This window comes from Terrabacter sp. 01T434 (assembly GCF_056398545.1).
This window is the reverse complement of the sequence record NZ_JBFTPP010000010.1, coordinates 174,478-195,832: the sequence shown is the minus strand read 5'-3', so window position 1 is coordinate 195,832 and position 21,355 is coordinate 174,478. Positions and strand designations below refer to the sequence as shown.

Genomic DNA, 21,355 nt, shown 5'->3' with positions numbered 1-21,355 from the left:
GAGTCAGGGCTGCGTTAGCGTGGGACACGGGAGGACCTTCCTGTCGAGTGAACCTTCAGCAGTTCCACTCAACCGCGGGAGGGTCCTCCCTTCGCGTCACGTCACACCGTGTCGTCACACCGACTCGACCAACCTGTCCGGTCAGTACAACTAGAGGATCGGCCGGTTCCCCCAAGTCGTTGAGTGACAGCAAGCGACGGATGAAAGGAAAAGCGACGCCGGGTTCGAGTGGGTCCTCCAGGTGCAGCTCTTGATACTCGCGGTAGGCCGCCTCGCCTCTACTGCGAAATACCGCGTCGGACTCACGCAGGTCGAACAGCGCGCTGGACGCAACACCGACTACCAGACGGTGTCCAAGCTCGTACGCCACGATTCCTCCCCAGGGTCAAAACGCGATGGTACGTCCCATCCCGTGCCGTCGAGCCTTCTTCTGCAGTTCTATCGGGGCCCAGGGCTACGAATGCTCGCTCCTGCCGCGAGCAGTGCGTAGGAGTATGGACTTCTTAGGCCACGTCTCCGATCCAGCGGGTCTCGCCGTCCTCCTTGATCTCCGTAGGTCGCAGTCCCAGTTGTCGTGCGACGCCCTGGGAAGCCTTGTGGTCCGGATGGATGTGGGCGACGATCCGCCTAACCCCCCGATCACGTAGCTCACCGAGCAGCAGCAATGCCGCTTGAGTCGCATAGCCGCGGCCTTGCCAGGCTCGCCCGATATCCCAGGCGATCTCGGCCGGTCCCCCGCCGGCCGGAATGGTGGCCTGCACGTAGCCGACAGCGCGCTGCCTTCCTTCCGTCACGACGACGTGGTTGATCCAGAGCTCGCTTCCGTCTGGGGAGTGGCCGCGGACCTGGAGGGCGTAGCGCCGCTCCAGATCAGACCGGCTCGGCGGTTCACCCCCGGTGAACACGTAGAGGTCGGGGTGTGCGAGCACGCCAGCCATCTCCTCCGCGTCCGCCATCCTGAGCGGACGGATACTGACGGTGTCGGTCATGAGATCAGTCCAACCGATCCGGTATCCACCCACAACCGATTTCATCGCCCACTAACATCCGCACATGCCGCGCTGGGGACGGCACCAAAGGCGGCCCGAAAGGCGTCGCCGGCTCTCGAGTGGTTAGGCGTTCAGACGCGACCAGCTTTGGATTAAGGACTTTTGTCCGTTTCGATCCATTCCGCGCCGAGGGCCGCTACATTGAGTCGCCCTCCCCACCCCGGGAAGTGCATGGGGAGGTCCTTTCACATGTACCGCTTGCGCGCTGCCCTGCTCTTGCTTGCCGTGTCGGCGGCGGCCCTTGTCGCACCGGCCAGTGCCCACGCAGAGGGCATCGGCATCGTGGACCACGATGTCCTCGCTCTCAAGGCAACCGGTACGCCCTACGCGAGGACATCCGGGGTCAGCGACGTGGTCTCGGCCACCGTGTCAGCGACCAACCAAGTGGTGTTCAGCACTTCCGATTCCACGACGCCGACGGTGACGTTCAGCCTCGGTGACGGCTCGCTTCCCCAGGCCGGAACCCTTTACAGGGTCAATGACGGCACCACCAAGAACCGTTTGGACGGGGTGTGTCCGGCCTCCGGCAGCGGCCGCATCACGGTCGACAGCGTCACCTACTCCGGACAGGCCATCACGCAGCTGTCGGCCACCTATGGTCTGTGGTGCACTCAGATCGGCTGGGCCTCCGGCGTCATCCAAATCGGAGTGACGAACCCGTATTCCGCCGTCCGCCCGGACCCTGTCTCAGTCGGTCGCGTACCTGCTGGCCGTCAGACAGTGACCCCCGTGCGCTTCGTCAACAACGGAACCGGCCCGACCGGCATCCTGCAGCCGACCACCGTGGGCACGAACGTGGTCGGTGTCACGGACTTCTCGATCGTCACCGACGGCTGCGGCGGCCGCACACTCGCCCCCGGTGACGACTGCACCGTTGATGTGGGATTCAACCGAGCCACGAGCGGCACCTCCGTCTCAATGGTGACGATTCCCGATCCGACCAGTCCCGGCCGTCAACTCGTCACCGGCATCAGCGCCACAGCGGTGTCCCCGCCCTCAGCCCCGTCGAGCCCCATGCGCGTGTTCCCGGTGCGCGGGGGCTACGGGGTCGCGTGGGGATCCGCGTACTCCGAGGTCAGCAGCTACCGCGTCCTCAAGGCGGCCGCGACCGGCTGGGTTGACGCATCAGGGCCACTGCCTTCGACCGCGCGCACCTGGGTCGACTCGTCACTGGCGTCGGGCGCGTCCGCGACCTACGAAGTGATCGCCACGAACCTCGCCGGTGACGGACCCGCATCACCGCAGGTGACAGGAACCCGTCCCGCGGTCGACGCCACCGTTGGCACCGTGAACGCCCTGACGCTCGACCTCGAACCGAGCGACCCAACTTCCGGCACCGGCACCGTTCAGCATGTCGGCCGCGATGTGGTCATCACCAAGGGCTTCGACCCGACGAGCAACGACTACGAGACGCTGACCTCCTCGAGCGTGCAGGCAAGCTTCCCGGCGCTGCTGCCCGGGCCGGGACACTACGACGCGACGCAGGTACCCGAGAGGCTCGATTTTTTGCGTGTCTCGGACGTCTACTGCGGCGGCGCGCCGTCGCAGCTTGACGTCGACGCGGTGAGCTACACGCCGGCCGGGGTGCTCGAGTCCCTGACTGCCCACTACCGCATCGACTGTGGGTCCTCCACCGCCGTCGGGCACATCAACTACAACTCTCCCTCGGACGTGCCCGTCGTGAGTGTCACGCCGAGCACCCTCCTCTTGCCTGAAGGTCGTGTCGGTGAGACCTCCGCACCAGCCCACCTTGACGTCTCGAACCTCGGTGGGCTCCCGGTGCCGCTCGGAGCTCGCACTATCACCGGCTCGGCGGCAGCCGACTGGTCCATCGTGTCCGACTCCTGCGGCATCGAGCTGGCGGTAGGCGCCACCTGCAGCATCGAGGCCACCGTCACCCCAACTCATGGTGGAGACCGGAACGTCCAGCTCTCGTTCACCGACTCGACGCTGCGCGCCGCCCACAGCGCGACCCTTCGGATGCACGCCATCGGGCTCCCCTCCGAGCCCACAGCAGTGAAGGCGGTGCGCCTGCCCTTCGGGGGCGTGGACCTGACCTGGAGCGACCCGGCCGACCCCGGTGGGCTGGGCGCGACCCACTGGTTCGTGCGTCGGCAGGTCGACGGGACCGAGACGCGCTTCGACGTCGGCCAGAACCTGTTCTGGACGGACCCGAATGCGCCATTCGGAGCGACCTACACGGTGTCGATGGAGAACACGCTCGGCGAGGGCCCGCAGTCCGCGCCGGTCCAGCCGTCGGACGCCGTCGACGTGCTCGCCGTCAAGGACCAGGTCCAGTACGGCGGCCCCACGCCGAAGCTGGCCGGCCTGGCGGTCGCGGGCGGCCGGCAGCCCGTGCCGTGGCCGGTCCCCGGCGTGCCCGATCAGATCGTGGCCGCTGAGGCCTCCCCCAACGGACGGGTGATCGCCACGGTCCGGTGGGGCGCGAACGCCAGCTACGAGATCTGGCGCCATCCCATCGACAACAGCACCGCACCGGTCAAGATGTGGTCGACGCCGGAACGGGTCGTCGACCTCGCGTGGTCCCCGGACGCATCCCGCATCGCCGTGTGGACCAGCGGCACGACCAACTGCTGCGCCCCGACCACGTACGTCATCGACGCGGCCACCGGCAAGGCCGTCTCGTCGACGGCCGGTGTCAGCGGCGGTGCCTGGCTGCCGGACTCGCGGACCCTCGTGGCCACCGACGAGAGCGCCAACCAACTGCTCGTCAAGGTCGACGGGGCGACCGGACTCCGCCTCGGGCCCGTCACCGGTTCGCCGCGTGGCCTTTGGCCCACCGTGTCACCGGACGGGCGCTGGCTCACCTACAACGAAGCCCAGCACAACAACCTGTTGGTCGTCCCCCTGGCCGGCGGGACGGCCTCTGAGGTGCCCGAGCTCTACCGTGCGGCCGCGCCGCTGTGGGCGCCGGACTCGACGTCATTCATCGTCTCGGGGCCACCGACCTTGTTCGGGGCGCTCAACCGCGTGTCGATCAGCAGCGTCGGAGTGCCGACCACCACGACGCCAATCGGCCTCGTCTGGGGTGCTGACCCCGTGCCGCTGACCTGGGCCGGGCGTCGGGTGGCCATCATGGCGATGCCCGCGTTGACCGGTCCGGTCGCCACAGTGCCGATCGACTTCAGCACCTTCCCCACAGGGACGTCCCTGTCCTGCGCCGTCGACTCCGGCGCGTACACGCCCTGCACCACGCCATGGAAGACGCCAGCCCTCGCCGGGGGCGACCACGCCCTCCATGTCCGCACCGTCGAACCCGACGGCCGGACCACCGTGGCAGCCCGGACCATCACGGTCGATGCTGCCGCGCCGGTCACCACCACGACTGCGATGCCGCAGGTCCTGCTGGCCACCGCGAGCACGCTGCGGTTCTCAGCCATCGACACCGGAGGCAGCGGGGTCGCCACCTACGACGTCCGCGAAAGGTACGCCACGCCCACCGGCTCGTTCACCGCCCCGATCCAGCCGGCCACGTGGCAGGGGCTGACGGGCACGTCCCTCACGCTCACCATGGGCAAGGGCTACTCATACTGCTTCTCCACCCGAGCCCGTGACTCGGTGGGGAACGTCGGCGCTTGGTCGGCAGAGACGTGCACCACCGTCGCGCTCGACGACCGGTCGATGACAGGAATCGGGTGGACCCGCGGGACGAGTGCCCCTTACTACCTCGGGACGTACACGACAGCGGCGTGGAGCGGACGGGTCCTCGCCGCGTCGGTCCGCGCGCGGCAGGTGGGCCTCGTGGTCACGACTTGCTCCACCTGCGGCACGGTCGACGTCCGGCTTGCCGGCGTCTACCTCGGACGCAAGTCACTCGCCTCGTCTACGACACGGCTGAAGCAGGTGCTGTGGCTCCCACTCGGGCCCACCCGGACAGGAACGCTGACCCTCACCCCCGTCGGCAGCAAGCGCGTCTACGTCGACGGACTGGTCCTGCTGCACTGACACGACGCACTAGCCAGCCGACTGCTGCAAAGATCGGGAACGTCCTGTCATGCCGCTCCTCGGACGTTCGTCCATATGTGCCTTTGGCCCTACGTCGGCCGCGTGGCGCGACGACGGTGACCGCGGTGCACACGATGGCCATTAACAAAGTCCGCGGCTGGCGCGCCCCAGCCAGAGGCGCTGGTCCGAGCCTCGCTCGATGGCATGCCCCCGGCTCCTGGCGCGGTGTGGGCTGTGGTGTGGTTGACCACCCGGCGACCAGTGCTGGCGCGTCGCCCCATCGGTCCGGTCAGTCCTTATTGGCGGTCGGGTCGTCCAGCTCGGCCTGCGGCGCGTTCCTTCGGACGGACTCGATGCCCTCTAGGCAGGCCCGGTGGGTTTCGTAGTGCTCACTGCTGGCGATCACTCGTCCGTTGGTGGCGACCAAGTTGAAGTGATAGCCCTTGCCCGGCTGGTGGGTCACGCGGAACTTCGCAGCCATGTCATCTCCTTGTTTGCGCTTACGCCTGCGCCGCTCGTACCCGCCCCTGCACTGCGGCTACCGAGTGAGCTGCTCATCCGTCTATTGGTTCAACTGGTGTGACCCTCCTCCCAGGGCCGAGCAGGCGTGCTCCTGTTGAGGCGATCGCCTACCTCCTAGTTCCTCTCCCCGGGGTCGAGGTCAGGTCTCGCCCGGTGCAGGCGCGCAGCGTGTCGGAGCACCCCAGGGGCGGCGGAGGCGTCCGACTCGACCTCGACGATGAACGGCGCGACTACCGTCACGCGAGTCGGGGTAGCCGAGCCCCAGGCGAAGGTGCGCTCGAACGCCTCGCCAGTCGGGCGCAACAACGGCGCTAGGGACTTGGCCGCAGGTTTCGGGAGCGAGGTCGTCGACCCTGCGGTGACCGGCCTGCCCTCGTCGTCGACGTCTCCCGGAAACGCGAGAACTAACGCCGTGGGAGCGGCGACATCGCCGGTGAACCCGATCGCGAGCATGTCCAGTGTCTGCTTCGCCTTCACCTTCCACCACACCCGTTGACCGGGCTCGGTCGGGTAGCTGCCGCCGGCGTCCTTGATCACCAAACCTTCGATGCCGCCGGCCGTGAGTGTCTGGAACCATTCTCGGGCGAGTGCGAGGTCATCGGTCTGCTGGCAGAGCACGATGGGGGAGGCGATCCCCGCCAGGGCCTGCTCGAGCACCGCTCGACGCTCCCGCAGGGGTCGACCGCGCAGGTCCTCGGCGCCGGCTGATAGCACGTCAAAGACGACGAGCTGGGCGGGGCGTCGGGCGGCTACCGTGCGAATTCGTCGACCGGCAGTCATGCGGGCCTGCAACCCCTCGAAGTCCAGCCGACCGGCACCCGGATCCCAGGCGATGACCTCGCCGTCGAGCACTAGGTCGTCGGGTAGTCGCGCGTTCAGGACAGGCGTGAGGTCCGGGAACAGGGGAGTGAGGTTAGTGCCGTTGCGGGAGTAGATGCGGCCGCCGCCGATCAGAGCCCGGTAGCCGTCCCACTTCGGCTCCCACACCAAGTCCTTGACTCCCGACGGGATGAGTTCATCCACGCGTCGCGCGAGGGCGACGGGCGCATGCAGCGACACCACAGGCATGCCCTCCACACTGCACCACTGCCAGCCGTACGGGGCGCCAAGACCTGTGAACCGCTCGGCGACTGTCTCCGCGACTTCGTCACCGAGAGACGTGCATCCGGGTGTTGGTGTCGAAGAGCGACAGCTCGCCGTCCGTGGCGACATGCCTGACGACGAAGGCTCGCTGCCCGACTCGCCAGAGTCCCTCGCCGCGTTGAAGGTCTGGGAGCTGCGCGCGCTCGGCGCTCGAGAGACCCAACTCGACGGCCGTCTGCGGCGCCTCGCTCACCTCCTGCTGGTAGACGATCTTCGTCGAGCAGTCACCGAGCAGACCTCGGGCCAGCGCACGCGACTCCGAGCCCGCATCGCCGACGGCGTCGAGGTCCGAGAGCCGATGCACGATAAGGAGATTCGCGATCCCGAGCCCGCGGGAGAGTTTCCATTGGGACTGCATGCGCGCGAGTAGTGCCGGCTGTCGCATGAGGCGCCAGGCCTCGTCGTAGATGACCCAGCGTTGACCCCCGTCGGGTGCCGAGAGGGCCGCCTCCATCCATGCGGAGGCGCAGGTCATGACCATGGCGATGAGCTGGTCCGAGCCCTGGATCTGGGAGAGGTCCAGCGTCACCATCGGAAGTGACGGGTCGAACGTGATGGTCGACGGTCCGTCGAAGAGGCCGCTGAGGTCGCCGGCCACGAGCCGGCGGAGCGCGTGCGCGAGGTCGCGGCCACCGCGCGCGAGCTCGGAAACGCAGGCACCGGGCAGAGAGGTGCGTGGCTCCAGCAGCAGATCCACCACCAGCGGCAGTGTGGGCTCGGTTGCCTGAGCCGCCGCGTCGGCCAGGGCGACGTCGAGTGCCGTGTGCTCCACAGAGCGCAGTGCCCGTCCGAGCGACGACTGAGATAGGGAGCCGACGAGGGCGCGGCGACGGTTGGTGACCAGGGCGCGCCATTGGGCGTCAGACAATGCCGCGGCGCGCGGTCCGGGATCCAGAGGGTTCAGTCGGTTCGTCGAGCCGCCACCGAGCTGGATGGCCACCCCGCCGACGGCCTCGGCGACCACGGACCACTCGCCTTTGGGGTCGCCGGGCACGTAGACACGGCGCCCGAAGGCGATCGACCGGGTGGCGAGCGACTTTGCGAGGCATGACTTTCCCTTGCCGACCACCCCGGCCAGAAGGCAGTTGGGGTTGGTGATCACCCCGTCGCGGTAGAGCACCCAGGGATCGAAGCAGAAGCCGCCACCGGACCAGGCGTCCTGGCCGACGTAGACGCCATCGCTGCCGAGCCCGCCTTCTGCCAGGAAGGGATAGGCACCTGCAACCACGTCGGAGGTGGCTCGGTGCCCGGGCAGACGGAAGCGCCGGAAGGAGCGGCCGGCCTCCGACCCGCTCTCTCCGTCGGCCGGCAGAAAGGCCTTCGGCTCAGAGCCGCTGTCCGCCGACGTCGGAGTGACCGCCCCAGCACGGGACTGCCGGTGGTCGACACGGCGACCGCCACGCCGGCGCTTGGTGCCGTGCGGCACGTAGAAGGACGGCGACTGGGTGGCGCGCATCAGCTGACCCTCCGTGCAAGGGGCAGCGATGCCGACACGAACGCCCGGGCCTGCTGCCCGTAGAGGCGCCGCGTCTCGCAGCCGCACTGGATGGCCGCGCGCGAGATCTCGGCGACCGCGGCCTCGAGCTCCTCGAGAGCCGGAGCGGTGACGGAGATGAGCCCAGTGAACTTCACGTCCGCGTGGCCGCTGATCAGGGCTCGCTCGCGCTCGAGGACGTCCTCCCTCTCGGCGGCGTCGGACATGTCGGCGATGGCGCCGATCCTCGCCTTCTGCGCCGCCTCCGTCGCGTACTCGACCTTGGCCTTGCGGATGTCGCGCATGGCGGCGTCGGCAGGGATCGGCTGGATCGTCAAGGAGATGGTCTTCCGGATCCCGGGTTGGAAGACGAGTGAGTGCAGGAAGTAGGGAGGAGCACCCACCCGGGGCCACTCGTTGATCCAGAGCACGGCCGAGTATGCCGTGTCGTGGCGGACGTGGTCCCACTCCTCGTCCATCGCAACTGGGCCGGCGCTGGCGAGGGCCTGGTGGACGTCGTCCCGTCCCTCGAAGCCTGGCTCGAAGGACTCACGCAGTGTGGCCGCGAGCTCACTCTCGTTGAACCAGGTCGCGAGCGACAGATCGGCAGCGCGGAGACCCGCCTCGAGCGATGTCATCTCCTGTCGCAGGAAGGCAGCCGCGCCCCGCAGGCCGCGGCCTGCCTGCTTGATGTGAGATCGGGCGCCGCGAAGGTCGAGCGAGAGCGCGATGAGGGTCCGGTGCGTGGAGGCGGCCGGCGCCGCGGTGCGCATGAGGGACTCGTACTGCTTTACCGCCCACTGGCCGGGCTGCTTCACGCCGTTGAGCTCCCACCAGCCGGTGATGCCCCGGCCGGCGTCAGGCAGCGACACCTCGAGCACCTGGAGCCGGCACCCTGTCCCCGATGCGGCGAGGCTGGCCAAGGCACGTCCCCATGCGTGGACGCGTCGGGCCTGCTCGTCGCTCGAGAGCAGGACGTATGCCGGGTGGCGCACGAGCGCGACCGCCGTGAGTGTCTGCGCGTGCGGGTCGTGCAGCATGGCGGTCCCCGTCTCATCGTCGTTGAGGAAGCGCAAGGCGGCGGCGTCCCCGGGCAGGGCGAGCGTCCCGCCCGGCCGTGGCGCCGACGGGCGGGCGCGGTACTTCGTCTGGCCGAGCACCTTGCGGACGGCGAAGTGCCCGGCGGTCGGCATCGACTCGACCGCTGGGCGCCCGTGCCAGCGCACGAACGCGACCGCGATGAGGCTTCCCCACAGCGGCGCGGTCAGGCCTGCACCGGTCGAGCTCCCTAGGAAGATCGACGGGACGAAGACAAGGACGGCGACGCAAAGACATAGGACGCGAGATGCGGAGAGCCCGAGGAGCAGGCCTCGGCGAGGGAGGCGCCCGAAGCGGACCGTCATCGGGTTAGTGGTGGTGTCGGTCATCGGTCAGCTCCTCGAGCTGTAGGAGGGTGGCTGCTTCATCGGGGAGTCCTGCATCGGAGCGCTCGCGCCGGCGGATGCGCCCGACGGGGTCCCGGACGGGTTCGTCGCAACATCACCGGCCTTCATGACCATCGACTTGCCGGCGAGGGCCAGCGAGCCGACGGCGGCAGCTGGAGCAGCCACCGAGGCGGCGGCTGCGGCGCCGCCTCCGCTGGCTGCTCCAGCCGGTCCAGCGACGCTGCCGGCGCCCGCGCCTGTACTTGTTGAAGGCGGCCCTGGCGGGAGCGAGGAGGGAGGACGCGGGGGAGGAGGCGGCATACTCCCGTTGCTTCTGCCACCTCTGCTGGATCCCGACGAGCCCATGGACGCCAGCGCCCGGCCCTGGGCCTGGATGGCGCTCACTTTCTGCGGTGCGCTGACGAGAGTCTGGGCGCCGACGGACGCTTGGCGCGCCGTCGCATGGGCCGAGTGCAGGGTGTCCCCGGCGAAGTGGAACATGCGAATGGCGACCCAGGGCGCCAAGCCGCCGAGGAGCAGGATCAGCGAGCCGCCGGCGAGCTGGGTCACCGTCTGGCCCACGCCGGAACCGGATTGCCCGGCGCCGTTGAGGACGGCGACGCCGATGGTCAGCATGATGACGAGCAGCAGCTTGGAGACGATCATGGCCGCCACGAGCTCGATCCACCGGCGGACCCACGCACGGGTGAAGTCGGCGGTGGCGCCCGCGAAGGCCAGCGGTGCCAGCACGGCAGCCACGATCAGCATGAGCTTGCGGATCATCATTGCTGCCCACACCACAACAGCCGCGACGATGATGACGAGGGCCAGCAGGATGACGACGGCAGGGTTCTCCATCTGGGCGAGGCCGACGAAGGAAAGCTTGCCGCCGAGAGCTCCGATCTGGGTGTCCATGCTGAACCGGACGACCCCGTCACTGAGCGCGTCCACCGCGCCGAGGAGCACGCGGGTCGTGGCGAGTGCCAGGGCCGATCCGACGAAGCTGATGAGCAGGCCGCTGACCGCTCGTCCAAGCGCGACCGGATGTCCTCGCAGCGCCCCGGCGGTGATCTGGATGACGAAGAGGCCTAGGCAGAGGGTGGCGGCGATGGCGCCGGTGATGGTCATCTCCCGCACCAGCGCTGCCGACCGAAGATCCAGGGTCGTTGCGGCGCCGATCTGCTGCCAGAGCCACGTGGTGGCGTTCTGCGCCGCATGGCCGAAGTAGCCGGCAATGGTTGAGAACGCCCCGTCGACAACGTTGGACGCGGCGCCGGCGGCGCCGGTGGCCGCTTGGGCGACGAGGCACATCGGGTTGGTGGCCATGATCCCGTCGCAGCTCATGATGCACTCACCGGCAGGGACGAGTAGGTCACTACTGTCACGAAGCCCCATGAGCCGCGGGTGGGAGGTCCTTCGAGATTGAGCGTCATGGCGATCGACGAGGTGGCGCTGGCAGGTCTCCCCGTCTTCAGGTAGTGGAGGGTGACTGTGGCAGCGACCTCTCTGCCGGTGATGCCGGGGTCACTGATGCGGCCGCTGGACACGGCGGTGCTCCAGGCCATCGGCTCTTCCACACGGTCGATGCGGACGGTTGTGTAGGCGTGCTGGACTCCGAGCGCGATCCACTCCCTGGTCCCAGGCACGGCCGGCGCCTGTCCGGCCGCCTCGGTGACGGAGTACACCGCCAGGCGGCTGCGCAGATCCTTGGGGACCAAGCCCACGACAAGTGGCTCGGTCGTCAGCGCGGATTCGGCCTGTACCCAGGAGAGGTGTTCAGCGCGTGGCCTGCGGTAGTCCTGGGTCAGGAGCCGGCGGACGAACTCGGCGGCATACAGGTCCGGCTGCTCGGTGACGTCCCCGGCGATCCGTGCTTCTCGCGGCCCGGGTGTCACCCACCTGACAGCGCGCAGCCGCGCGATGTCAGCGGCAACCAGGTCAGCAGGCGGCGTCGGCGCTTCGGAGTGGGCGGCAGGTGGAGACGTTGGGGTCGCCGACGGCTGAGCTGTCGCAGATGGGTTCGCCGCCTCGGTCGGTGGTCGTTGACGACCGGACAGGACCACACCGACGACCGTGGCCATGAGGAGGGCAGCGATGACCGATCCGATTACGAACGGGCTGAGCGCTCTCCACCTCATGTCACTGGACCGCCGAGCCGGCAGCGCTGAAGAAGGTGACAAGCGTGTTCGCCGCACCGATCAGCATGGCGGCTCCCGCCGAGACGAGAACGCCGGTCTTGCCGCGGCCGGCGATGTGAGGGTTGGAGGAGTGAGAGCCGATCGCCCAGGCGATCGCCGAGATGGCGATGCCGGCCACGGCGGCGATGAGCCCGAAGGTCAGGAGGGCGCCGACGATCTTCTCGATCGCGGCGATGCCCGGCAGGCCGTTCTGGTTCGGCGTGACGTCGACTGAGGGAATCATCCAGGTCTTCATCGGTATGCCTTTCGCAGCTTGCGAGGACTGGTTCCACGCATGGCTGCGATAGAGAACCGATTGGGGCACTATGCGTCGAAGGCCACCCACGGGAGTGACGCAGTCGCCGTCAAGCGATGTGACGCAGGCCCGAAAGTCCTTTGGAGACAAAGGATTTGTAAGAAACGACGCGCACCACGTCTCCGGTGCGGGGAGCGTTCACGACCAGGCCGTGGCCGATGTACATGCCGACGTGGCCTGGGGAGGCGAGCGTCCCCTCGGAGCCGGGAATCATGACGAGGTCACCGGGCGCGAGGCCCGTTGGCGTTGTCGCTGACCCGTCAAGAAGCTGTTGGGTGACGACGCGGCCGATTGAGACGCCTGCGCGGCGCCACGCCTGCTGGGTCAGTCCGGAGCAGTCGAACGAGCTGGGTCCGTTGCCGCCCCACAGGTACGGCTTCCCGAGCTGCGCCAGGGCGAAGGCCACCGCCGTCCGCCCCGCTGGGCTGGTCGTTGCGGGAAGCGTGAAGGTGCTCGGTAGTCCATGAGCGCCCGATGCCGCGGGGGCCAGTGCGTCTGCGGGTGCGCCGCCACAGTCGAGGGCAGCGCCGCCGCCTTCGACGATGCTGAGGATCGCCGATGCCCGACCGGCCTGTCGGAGGTAGTTCTCGCCCACCACGCGCGAGCCGCCGTTGGCTGCACCGGGCAGCCCGGTGAACGCTGAGCGCTGGACCGTCTGGGCGGCATACCAAGGCGTCATGGACTGCCAGCCGTCCACCTGGAGGAGGGCATCCACGAAGAGCTGGGTCGACTCTGTCGCATCCATGCGCTTGGACGCGCTGCCCCAGCCCGGCCGCTGTTGGAACAGGCCCAGCGAGTCGTGGTCGTGCCCGACGCCCTGACTGGGGAAAACTGCACCTGCCGGGTCGTTGGGGTTCGACAGGACGCGAAGGTCGGACTCCGTCAGTGCCGCCACGAGCGCGATGTAGGCGCCGGCCCTGCCGGCGCGCTGCTCTGCGGTGGCGACGATGACGCGGGCGTTCTGCGCTTGAGCCGCCGATAGGCCTTGCACCGGCCCGGTCGAGACGCACGCTGGGGGCCGCGACGGCAGCGCGCCACTCTGACCAGCGGCAACAGTCACGAGGCCGAGTCCGCCGAGTGCCACCAGTCCACCCACGGACAGGCCGGCGACGACATGGCTGAGCGACATGGTGCGCGAACCGTGCGTTCGGGGCACTACTGGGCGCTCGTCTTCCGATGGTGCCCCTGCGCGTGGACTTCTCCTCGCCGAGGAGGTATGCCGCATGCTGCGCTTGAAGAATGCCCGTCGGGAACGCGACGTGGGCGCGATCCACGAGGACGCGAGACATCTCGCGTTGGAGGCCGCGGGCCTGCTTCCATCGCCCGTCGTCGACGTCATGCGAGGGGGCATCGTCCTCGAGACGGGTGAACGCGTCTGGCGCGAAGTGGGCGTCGAGCTGCGGCATCACGTCTCAGGAGAGTGGTGTGCCGCCATGCCCGCGGTAGCTCTCGTGACCGACCGGCGTGTGCTGCTCAGGACGTCAGCCGGGAACTGCATCTCACTGTGGTGGGGCACCCTCGTGCGGTTCGAACCATCGCTGTCGAGGGGCTATGTCGTCTTCGACTACGGCGACGGTGTGCCCCGGCTGCTGTCAGGGGGACAGGTACCCGTGGTGGCGGTGGCGGGAGTCATGGCCCTCTACGGCGTTGCCGGGCTGACCGAACACCCGGCACTGGAGCCGCTGCGAGCCAGCTCGTGACTGCTCAGGGTCTGCAGCTGACGACGCGCGTACTGGCGCTGCCCGCTGGTGAGGTCGGCCGTCGCGGCATACAACCGAAGGAGACCCGGCCACCCCGAGGGGGAGCCGGCCAGGAGGCGGTGGACAGCGCGTCGCTGGGCCGCCGTGAAGCCGAGCTGCTCGAGCATCCTCTTGGTGCACGCCCGCGAGTTTCCGCCGGCGCGTTTCGTCGTGATCGTCGTAAGGGGGTCTGTCGCGCCTCGTCGCCGGGCTTCCTCGATCCGCGAGATGAAGAGATCGAAGACGGGGCTGAGCTTGACGTCGTCAAGCTCTTCCTGCGTGACGTGGAGCTGCGCGGCCGTCCAGTCGATGAAGGTGGAGCGCAGCATGGTCAAGCCACCTCGCTTCGGTCGAGGTCGGCGAAGACGACCGGCTCGCCGGGACGCACGTGGGTCATCCCGTGAAGGGCATCGGACTGCGCGGCTCGCGCGGAGCCGAAGGCCCCCTTGGTCGCGACACCGCGGAGCATGATGAAGAGCTGTTGCGGCGCCATCGCCCGGGCCTTCGACTCGTGCGTCCTCAGCCAGTCCATGGCTGCAATGAGCTCGTCGGTGGCGTGGTCTGCCGTCACGGGCACCGGCGCGCTCGACCCCATCGGCACGACCAGGCACAAGCCCTTGGTGCACACGGTCTCCCGGACCGTGATCCAGAGCTCGTCCCGCTCGGGCGAGGGTTGGCTGAGTGTCCAGCAGCGCGCCAGTGCGTCCGCGAGTGCCTTTGCTTTCAGATCCTGACCGGTCATCGCCTGCTCCTCGGTGAGATCGGCGGCGCCATGGCGGCTCCGCGCCCAATATCATTTGTCCCGCTTTGCGGCACGCCTCGCCGCTTGGAAGTGCCTCGGCTGTGGACAGCCGGGAGTTCTGGCGGGGTTGTCCACAGCGGCGCGGTCCCCGTCTTGCGCGAGCGCCGAATGTGTGGACGGCTCAGGGATGCGCACGCGGTTGCGCATGTCTGGTCCCGGGACGTCGCCCTCGCGGCGAGGTCAGCCGTCCTGAGGAACCTCTGCCGGTTCGGCTGGGGATGCGTCTTCATGCCGTTCACTCGACCAGCCGGCGCAGGGACGCCAACACCATGCGGTTGGGACGTCTGCGGACGTCCTCGGCACGGCGGGGACGTCCCGAATCGTCCTAGAAGGAGGAGTCATGTCCAATGAGCGACTACGGGCCGCAATCGCGGGAGCCGGCCTCACGACGCAGACGTTCAGCGAGATGGTCGCCGTGGATCCCAAGACGGTCGAGCGCTGGATCGCGGCAGACCGTTTGCCGCATCGCTCCCACCGGATTCGCGCCTCCGAGATCCTTCGCAAGAGTGATGGCTTCCTTTGGCCCGCAACTCATTCCGACCGGGCAAGCACTTCCTCGACGCAGGCGGAGCTCGTTCACATCTACCCCAGCCGAAGTGCCATCGAGCCACCGACATGGCTCGAGCTCGTCGCGCAGGCCAAGGAGCGCATCGACGTCCTTGCCTACGCCGCCAGCTTCCTGCACGACAGCATCCCGGAGTTCATGAACAGGCTGGCCGACAGGTCGCGCCAAGGGGTGCAGGTGAGGCTGCTCTTCGGCGACCCCGACGGCCAAGCCGTCGACTTGCGGGGCCGGGAGGAGGGCATCGGTGAGCTCATGGCGGCGCGCTGCAAGCTCACCTGGGTCTACGTGACGCCCCTCCTCGCCGCCCACCCGATCGAAGCGCGACGGCACGACACCACCCTCTACGCCTCACTGTTCAGGTTCGACGACATCCTCCTGGCCAATGGGCACGCCTACGGAAGCAGCGCCTCGCAGTCTCCTGTCCTCCACCTCTGTCGGATCCCAGGAGGGCGGCTGTTCACGCACTACCTGGATTCGTTCGAGCGAGTCTGGGCATCATCAGCACCGTCATGAACCCGATCCCCAAAGATAGGCTCGGTCAGCATGGGACGCATTGACTACATCGACGACCCAGAGGCACCCGCCATCAACAGCGTCGTGCCCTCGGTCGTGGCGATCGTCCAGCGGGAGGACGGCCGGGTCCTCATGGTCCACAAGACCGACAACGACAAGTGGGCGTTGCCAGGTGGCGGCCACGAGCCCGGTGAGTCCATTTCCGAGACGGTCGAGCGAGAGGTCAAGGAGGAGACCGGCTACGACGTCAAAGTTGAAGCCATCACCGGTATCTACACCAACCCCCGGCATGTGATGGCCTATGACGACGGCGAGGTCAGGCAACAGTTCTCGATTGCGTTCAAGGCCCGGCTGATCGGAGGCGATCGACGGACCAGCAGCGAGAGCAGCGAGGTCGAGTGGTTGACGAGCGCCGAGATCGACTCGCTTCCGATCCACCCTTCCATGCGCCTACGCCTCGAACACGCCCTCAGTGACAGAGAGCGGCCATTCATCGGGTAGACCCAGTCGACGGCGAGCCCTGTCCGCTCCGGCAAGCAGGGCGGGGCGCGAAACAGCAACAGCGCGATGCACGGGGTCGTTGGCGGGGTAGCGCTCGAGTACCTCAGACAGTCGCGCCGAGGGGGAGGTCGGCGAACCACTAGGGCCGATCACGAGATCGAGGAGGTTGAGCTCCTCCATGTCTGTCGGATCTGGGATGGGCAACGCCGCCAGGGCGCCACTGAGACCGCGTTCTGCGGCTTCGTATGCCGCGCCGGTGTGATGCGCCACCAGGCCCACGACGTTGGCTTGCACCGAAAGCCCCTGCAGGAACTCGGCCCCGTCCAGCGGATGGAATCCCGTGTGCACGAGCTCAGGCGCGTAGCCCACGTCATGAAGCCAAGCGGCGGTGGCTACGTCGCTCGACACCCGGCCTTGGGCCGCAAGAGAGTCCGCCAGGCGCCCCACTGCCTGCACGTGGGCCCAGCGGGAGCCCATGTCGGCCAGATGGCGGGCCGCCAGGTCGCTTGCTTCGTGGCTTTCCATCCTCATCATCCTGCCCGACCCCTGATCTTTTGGATCCACGGCGGCGAGGAGGTGACAAAGAATGGCTGCCCCGCGGGCTGCATGAGGACGTTGGTCAGACGTCAGCTTTAGCATCGATGTCATCACTGCAAGGAGGCGCGGAGGTGTGCCTGTCCGCCGTGTCGTCAGTGCGACGCAACTCCCGGCGTAGCGTCGCCTCGCCGACGCCCAGCAGTAGAGCGGCTCGAGCCGCTCCCGAAGTGCGCACCAGGCTCCGTTGGGCTTCGAGCAGCTTGGCGTCTGCGGTCGCGAGACGACTCCGGACTGCGTCGCAGCCTCTAGCTGCAGCCTGGACCTTTCGCAGCGCGTCCGCCTCGGCGCGCTGAGCTTCCAGCAAGCGCTGCCTGGCTCCGTGGTCTACAGGGTGTCGCATCAGTAGTCCTTCCTCGCGCGGTCCTTGTCCTCGCATCACGCGATAAGGGGGTCACCGTCGGGGAGGGCGGGTCGGCGTGAGGAGGTGCGCCGGCAGCCACTGCTGCACCACAGCGGCGTCGGCTTCGATGACATAGGTGACCAGGGCCCACCACCCGTCATCCCGGCGTGACCACTCGACGACCAGCCCCGGGTGCGGTCCCCGCGACGAGGCCGGACCAGTCACCCAGCAGTGCTGGCGGGCCGGCGGCGGGAGCGGAATGGGGTGCTCATGCCCTCGTCCCGATCCACCAGCCATCTACCCAGTGTCTCGCAACGTCCGAACAAGTGTTCGACGGCCTCGACCGGGCCGAAGAAGACAAGAGCCGGCGCCCGCACAGGGGGAGCGGACGCCGGCCCCGGAAGCATATACGCACCGACTATGTCGAACGGTCCAGCGTCGGGGTCCCGCTCGCACGCCCCCCGGCGCCGTCCCAGCCGCCGATCACCGGTCTCACGCGTGCCGGCTCTCGACTTGTCCATCGATCCCCGCCGAACACGTCCGCAGACCGCACACACGCTGCCGCGCCACTTACGCCCATCCTTCGCTCCACACGTCTGGCACCAAGGTGACCGCTGGGCCCGCGGGTGCCCCGTCGCCGGGGTTCGCTGGGGGTGACGATGTCGATCCGGAGGATGACACTGGGCTCGGGCTACCGCTACCTCATGGCGTCGGTCGCCCGGGGCGATGCCATCGGTCCGACCTCGTCCCCGCTAGCGTCCTACTACTCCGAGCCGGGTACCCCGCCGGGCCGCTTCCTGGGTGCTGGTCTGGCCGGACTGGCCGACGGCCTCGGCGTCGAGTCGGGCTCGCTCGTGAGCGAAGCGCACCTGTGGCGGATGCTCGGCATGCTGCAGGATCCGGTCACCGGGCACCCGCTGGGCCGGGCCCCGGGGGCGGAGCGGTCGGCATACGTCGACGCGCTTCAGCGTGTGCGGAAGGCGCCCCGGACGGTGGCGGGGTTCGACCTCACGTTCAGTGCGCCGAAATCGGTATCAGTGGCGTGGGGCCTCGGCGACGAGCCGACCCGACGGCGCATCCACGCGGCCCATGTCGCGGCGCTGGAGTTCGTCATCGAGTACGCCGAGCGCACCGTCTTCGCCACCCGCACCGGACGCGGCGGAGTCGTGTCGGAGGACGTGCAAGGGGTCGTCGCCGCCGCATTCGATCATTGGGACTCCCGCTCCGGTGACCCGCAACTGCACTCCCACGTCGTCGTGCTCAACCGGGTCCAAGCCGCCTCGGACGGGCAGTGGCGCACGCTCGACAGCAAGGCGCTCTTCCGGGCCGCGGTGGGGCTCTCGGAGCTGTACAACGGCGTGCTCGCCGACCTGGTGACGGCGGATCTCGGCTACGGCTGGGCACCGGAGCAGCGTCGCCACTCGTCAGTGGAGAAATGGGAGGTCGCCGGCGTGGGGGAGGCGCTGCGGGCGGAGTTCTCGCAGCGCAGCACGGAGATCGATGCCGCGAAGGACGCGCTGGTGGCCGACTTCGCGGCAGGGCACGGTCGGCAACCGACACCCCGGGAGGTACTCCAGCTGCGGCAGCGAGCGACGCTGGAGACGCGCCCGGCCAAGGAACTGCACTCGCTGAGCGAGCTGTTGGCGGGGTGGCGGACGCGGGCTCAGCCCTTCATGGGGGAGGAGCCGCAGGCGTGGGTCGCTAGCCTCGCTGGTCGCAACGACCTGCCGCTGTTGCCCGCCGGCGACCTGGCTAAAGCGATGCTCGAGGACGCGGCGCGGGTCGCGCTTGAGGTCGTCTCCGGGAAGCGCGCGACGTTCACCCGCGCCAACGTCTTTGCCGAAGTGTTGCGCCAGATCCACGGCGTCCGGTTCGCTGCGCCGGGCGACCGGGTCGCTGTCGCGGAGCGGATCACGGCGCTCGCACTGGCCCAGACGGTCCCCCTGACGCCACCCGAGGTGGGCTACGTCCCGGAGGAGTTGCGCCGCCCAGACGGCACGTCCCGATTCCGACCTCGCGACTCCGAGCTGTTCACGACCCAGGCGCTGCTCGACGCGGAGGCGCGCCTGTTGGCAGCCGGTCGCGCGCTCGATGCGCCAGCAGTCGACGACGTCGAAGCGGCGACGGCGTGCGCCGGAAAGGTGCCGGGGGGAGAGCACTCGTTGTCGGCCGAACAGGCCGTCGCCGTGCGTCAGATCGCGACGTCGGGGCGCGCCCTTGACGTGCTCGTCGGCCCGGCCGGGGCGGGCAAGTCCACGGCCATGGCCGGCGTCCGCGCCGTCTGGGAGTCACAGTTCGGGCCCGGATCCGTGGTGGGTCTCGCCCCGTCGGCAGCGGCCGCGGAGGTGCTGTCGGAGGCAGTCGGCGTACCGACCGAGAACACCGCCAAATGGCTGACCGAATCAACCCGTCAGCCGGCACGCCTAGCCGAGCTCGCAGGTCTGAGAGCCGCCCTCGATCGGGCAAGCCCGTCGCTGCGGACGCGCACGTTGCTGAAGCGGGCGCGGCAGCTGTCCGCCTACGTCGACCGGTGGGGTTTGCGCTCAGGGCAGCTCGTGATCGTCGACGAGGCGTCCATGGCCGGCACGTTCGAGCTCGACTCGCTGACGGCATACGCCCGCACCGCAGGCGCGAAAGTGCTCCTCGTCGGCGACTGGGCCCAGCTGTCCCCGGTCGCCGCCGGCGGGGCGTTCAAGATGGTCGCGACCGACCGCGAGGACGCGCCCACGCTGCACGACGTGCGCCGGTTCCGGTGCGAGTGGGAGCGTGCCGCCTCGCTCAAGCTGCGGAGCGGGACCAAGAGCGCCGTCGCGGAGTACGCGCGACACGGTCGGGTCCGCGGCGGGGACCGAGAGTCGATGCTCGACGAGCTCTTCGCGAACTGGACCGATGACATCCGCGCCGGCCGCCGATCGCTTATGGTCGCCGCCGACACCGTCACCGTGGCCGACCTTAACCGCCGCGCACGTGCTCGCAGGATCGCCGAGGGCGCAGTCGGAGAGACCGGCGTGACCGTGGCTGACGGAACGATCATCGGGGTCGGGGACATCGTCGTGACCCGACAGAACCAGCGCGACCTTGCCTCGTCAACGGGCTGGGTGAAGAACGGCGACCAGTGGGTCGTCGCGGCTGTCGACGCGGACGGGAGCCTCATAGTCCGGCGCGAAACTGGTGGGGGAGTGGCACGCCTCCACGCCCAGTACGTCCGCGACCACGTCGAGCTCGGCTACGCCACCACGGCCCACCGCGCCCAGGGCCGGACGGTCGACACGACCCACGCGTTCATCACCGCGACGACGATGCGCGAACCGCTCTACGTGATGGCCACTCGCGGCCGCGAGAACAACGTCCTCTACATCGACACGAAGTACGACGCAGACATGGCGACCTCGCACCAGGAGCCTCACGAGATGGATCCGGTAGACCTGCTTGAGCAAGTACTGGCACGCTCCGGTGCCCAGCTCAGTGCTACCGAGACGCGAGATCGAGAGACGGCCAACAACCTTGGCCCGGGAAGAGCAGAGGCTCAGGGTGCTGCCATCACGGCCGTCCATCGTGCCCGGCGCGCTGAAGTCTGTCGGGAATCGGAGTGGCCGCGCCGAGAGATCTAAGACGATCTCCCCTCGAGAGTCTTCGTTGCCCGGGGCGGAATCGCCGAGTTGACGCCGACGATCCTCACGGCGGACGAGGTGCGCGGCCTCGTCGAGCGCATGCTCAAGAGCGGTGGCCGCGAGTCGACCTGTCGCAACCTGCACTTTGACATATTCGGCGCTCCGGTGTGACCAATGTCACACTCGGTCCGCCGGCATGAGTTTGGCTGGCGCAGAGTGGCGCAGAGTGTTCCCGGATGTCTTTTGGTTGTCGCGGCGCGGATTCCCTCGGCTCTCACCGACAGCGAGGGGGCAAAAAACGTCCTCGTGGAGTCTTACGCTCGTCTAGCGATCAAAGACGTTCGCTTCTCTCCTCCGAATCGGCCTTGGTCGGCCCTGTCGACGGAAGGAGGTGACTGCATGGACCGAGCGAGCGTCCCCGAGCCATCGGCAAGGGAAAGCAAAGCGGCCGCGATGCGGGAATGGGTGAAGGCCTTGTCCCCGCTGATCGCGACCACTGCGAATTTCGTGCTTCATCTGCGCGGCCCGAAGTAGTACCTCGTGCCGGGGGTCCAAGGGTTGCCGCCCTTGGGCCTCCGGCCTCAGTCTTCCACGGATTGAGTGCTGAGCGAAGCGC

General features: G+C 68.5%; 19 protein-coding genes. 6 read left to right on the top strand and 13 right to left on the bottom strand.

Annotation, left to right across the window (positions count from 1 at the left end; all coding sequences use genetic code 11):
* Positions 1-55 precede the first annotated feature (55 nt).
* The gene (locus AC1DIW_RS19470; protein WP_478110261.1) at positions 56-370 is read right to left on the bottom strand and encodes a 5'-nucleotidase; all 315 of its coding nucleotides are present in this window, start codon (positions 368-370) and stop codon (positions 56-58) included.
* 133 nt (positions 371-503) lie between these two features.
* The gene (locus AC1DIW_RS19465; RefSeq protein ID WP_478110259.1) at positions 504-989 is read right to left on the bottom strand and encodes a GNAT family N-acetyltransferase; all 486 of its coding nucleotides are present in this window, start codon (positions 987-989) and stop codon (positions 504-506) included.
* 789 nt (positions 990-1,778) lie between these two features.
* On the opposite strand from AC1DIW_RS19465, the gene AC1DIW_RS19460 reads away from it, so the two are divergent.
* Positions 1,779-5,015, top strand: a complete 3,237-nt coding sequence (locus AC1DIW_RS19460) for a hypothetical protein (RefSeq protein WP_478110258.1) — start codon at positions 1,779-1,781, stop codon at positions 5,013-5,015.
* A gap of 289 nt (positions 5,016-5,304) precedes the next feature.
* Here AC1DIW_RS19460 and AC1DIW_RS19455 read toward each other — a convergent pair whose 3' ends face one another.
* The 8 genes from AC1DIW_RS19455 to AC1DIW_RS19420 all read right to left on the bottom strand — a co-directional run bounded on the left by AC1DIW_RS19455 (position 5,305) and on the right by AC1DIW_RS19420 (position 13,200).
* On the bottom strand, positions 5,305-5,496 hold the full coding sequence (locus AC1DIW_RS19455; protein WP_478110257.1) for a YegP family protein: 192 nt from the start codon (positions 5,494-5,496) through the stop codon (positions 5,305-5,307).
* Positions 5,497-5,651: 155 nt separating this feature from the next.
* Positions 5,652-6,605 (bottom strand): ATP-dependent DNA ligase, encoded by a 954-nt coding sequence (locus AC1DIW_RS19450; protein WP_478110255.1) that lies wholly within the window; start codon positions 6,603-6,605, stop codon positions 5,652-5,654.
* Between the two features lie 79 nt (positions 6,606-6,684).
* Entirely contained in the window at positions 6,685-8,136 is a 1,452-nt protein-coding gene (locus AC1DIW_RS19445) for an ATP-binding protein (protein ID WP_478110254.1), read from the bottom strand.
* The gene (locus AC1DIW_RS19440) at positions 8,136-9,581 is read right to left on the bottom strand and encodes an SCO6880 family protein (protein WP_478110253.1); all 1,446 of its coding nucleotides are present in this window, start codon (positions 9,579-9,581) and stop codon (positions 8,136-8,138) included. Before AC1DIW_RS19440 ends, AC1DIW_RS19445 begins: the two co-directional genes overlap by 1 nt.
* A gap of 3 nt (positions 9,582-9,584) precedes the next feature.
* Positions 9,585-10,922 carry a type IV secretion system protein gene (locus AC1DIW_RS19435; protein WP_478110252.1) on the bottom strand — a complete coding sequence of 446 codons (1,338 nt, stop codon included), beginning with the start codon at positions 10,920-10,922 and terminating at the stop codon, positions 9,585-9,587.
* Positions 10,919-11,659, bottom strand: coding sequence for a hypothetical protein (locus tag AC1DIW_RS19430; protein ID WP_478110250.1), 741 nt, complete (start codon positions 11,657-11,659; stop codon positions 10,919-10,921). Before AC1DIW_RS19430 ends, AC1DIW_RS19435 begins: the two co-directional genes overlap by 4 nt.
* Positions 11,660-11,717: 58 nt before the next feature.
* Positions 11,718-11,999: a DUF6112 family protein gene (locus AC1DIW_RS19425; RefSeq protein ID WP_034770756.1), complete on the bottom strand. Its 282-nt coding sequence runs from the start codon at positions 11,997-11,999 to the stop codon at positions 11,718-11,720.
* A gap of 121 nt (positions 12,000-12,120) precedes the next feature.
* Positions 12,121-13,200: a C40 family peptidase gene (locus AC1DIW_RS19420; RefSeq protein WP_478110249.1), complete on the bottom strand. Its 1,080-nt coding sequence runs from the start codon at positions 13,198-13,200 to the stop codon at positions 12,121-12,123.
* A 94-nt stretch (positions 13,201-13,294) separates the two neighbouring features.
* On the opposite strand from AC1DIW_RS19420, the gene AC1DIW_RS19415 reads away from it, so the two are divergent.
* Positions 13,295-13,771: a hypothetical protein gene (locus AC1DIW_RS19415; RefSeq protein ID WP_478110248.1), complete on the top strand. Its 477-nt coding sequence runs from the start codon at positions 13,295-13,297 to the stop codon at positions 13,769-13,771.
* On the opposite strand, the gene AC1DIW_RS19410 is transcribed toward AC1DIW_RS19415, so the two are convergent.
* Both AC1DIW_RS19410 and AC1DIW_RS19405 read right to left on the bottom strand, forming a co-directional pair.
* Complete coding sequence (locus tag AC1DIW_RS19410; protein ID WP_478110246.1) at positions 13,711-14,139, bottom strand: hypothetical protein; 429 nt, start codon at positions 14,137-14,139, stop codon at positions 13,711-13,713. The genes AC1DIW_RS19415 and AC1DIW_RS19410 overlap by 61 nt on opposite strands.
* Positions 14,140-14,141: 2 nt before the next feature.
* Positions 14,142-14,552 (bottom strand): hypothetical protein, encoded by a 411-nt coding sequence (locus AC1DIW_RS19405; protein WP_478110244.1) that lies wholly within the window; start codon positions 14,550-14,552, stop codon positions 14,142-14,144.
* 400 nt (positions 14,553-14,952) lie between these two features.
* Here AC1DIW_RS19405 and AC1DIW_RS19400 point away from each other — a divergent pair, with 400 nt between their 5' ends.
* Together AC1DIW_RS19400 and AC1DIW_RS19395 are read left to right on the top strand one after the other, a co-directional pair.
* Positions 14,953-15,690, top strand: a complete 738-nt coding sequence (locus AC1DIW_RS19400) for a helix-turn-helix domain-containing protein (protein ID WP_478110242.1) — start codon at positions 14,953-14,955, stop codon at positions 15,688-15,690.
* A gap of 30 nt (positions 15,691-15,720) precedes the next feature.
* Positions 15,721-16,191 carry an NUDIX hydrolase gene (locus AC1DIW_RS19395; protein ID WP_478110240.1) on the top strand — a complete coding sequence of 157 codons (471 nt, stop codon included), beginning with the start codon at positions 15,721-15,723 and terminating at the stop codon, positions 16,189-16,191.
* Here the strand turns inward: AC1DIW_RS19395 and AC1DIW_RS19390 are convergent.
* A complete protein-coding gene (locus tag AC1DIW_RS19390; RefSeq protein ID WP_478110238.1) occupies positions 16,141-16,716 on the bottom strand; it encodes an HD domain-containing protein in 576 nt (191 codons plus the stop codon). The genes AC1DIW_RS19395 and AC1DIW_RS19390 overlap by 51 nt on opposite strands.
* A gap of 1,071 nt (positions 16,717-17,787) precedes the next feature.
* Here AC1DIW_RS19390 and mobF point away from each other — a divergent pair.
* On the top strand, positions 17,788-20,739 hold the full coding sequence (gene mobF, locus AC1DIW_RS19385; RefSeq protein WP_478110236.1) for a MobF family relaxase: 2,952 nt from the start codon (positions 17,788-17,790) through the stop codon (positions 20,737-20,739).
* A 48-nt stretch (positions 20,740-20,787) separates the two neighbouring features.
* Complete coding sequence (locus AC1DIW_RS19380) at positions 20,788-20,910, top strand: hypothetical protein (RefSeq protein ID WP_478110234.1); 123 nt, start codon at positions 20,788-20,790, stop codon at positions 20,908-20,910.
* Positions 20,911-21,355: the final 445 nt, after the last annotated feature.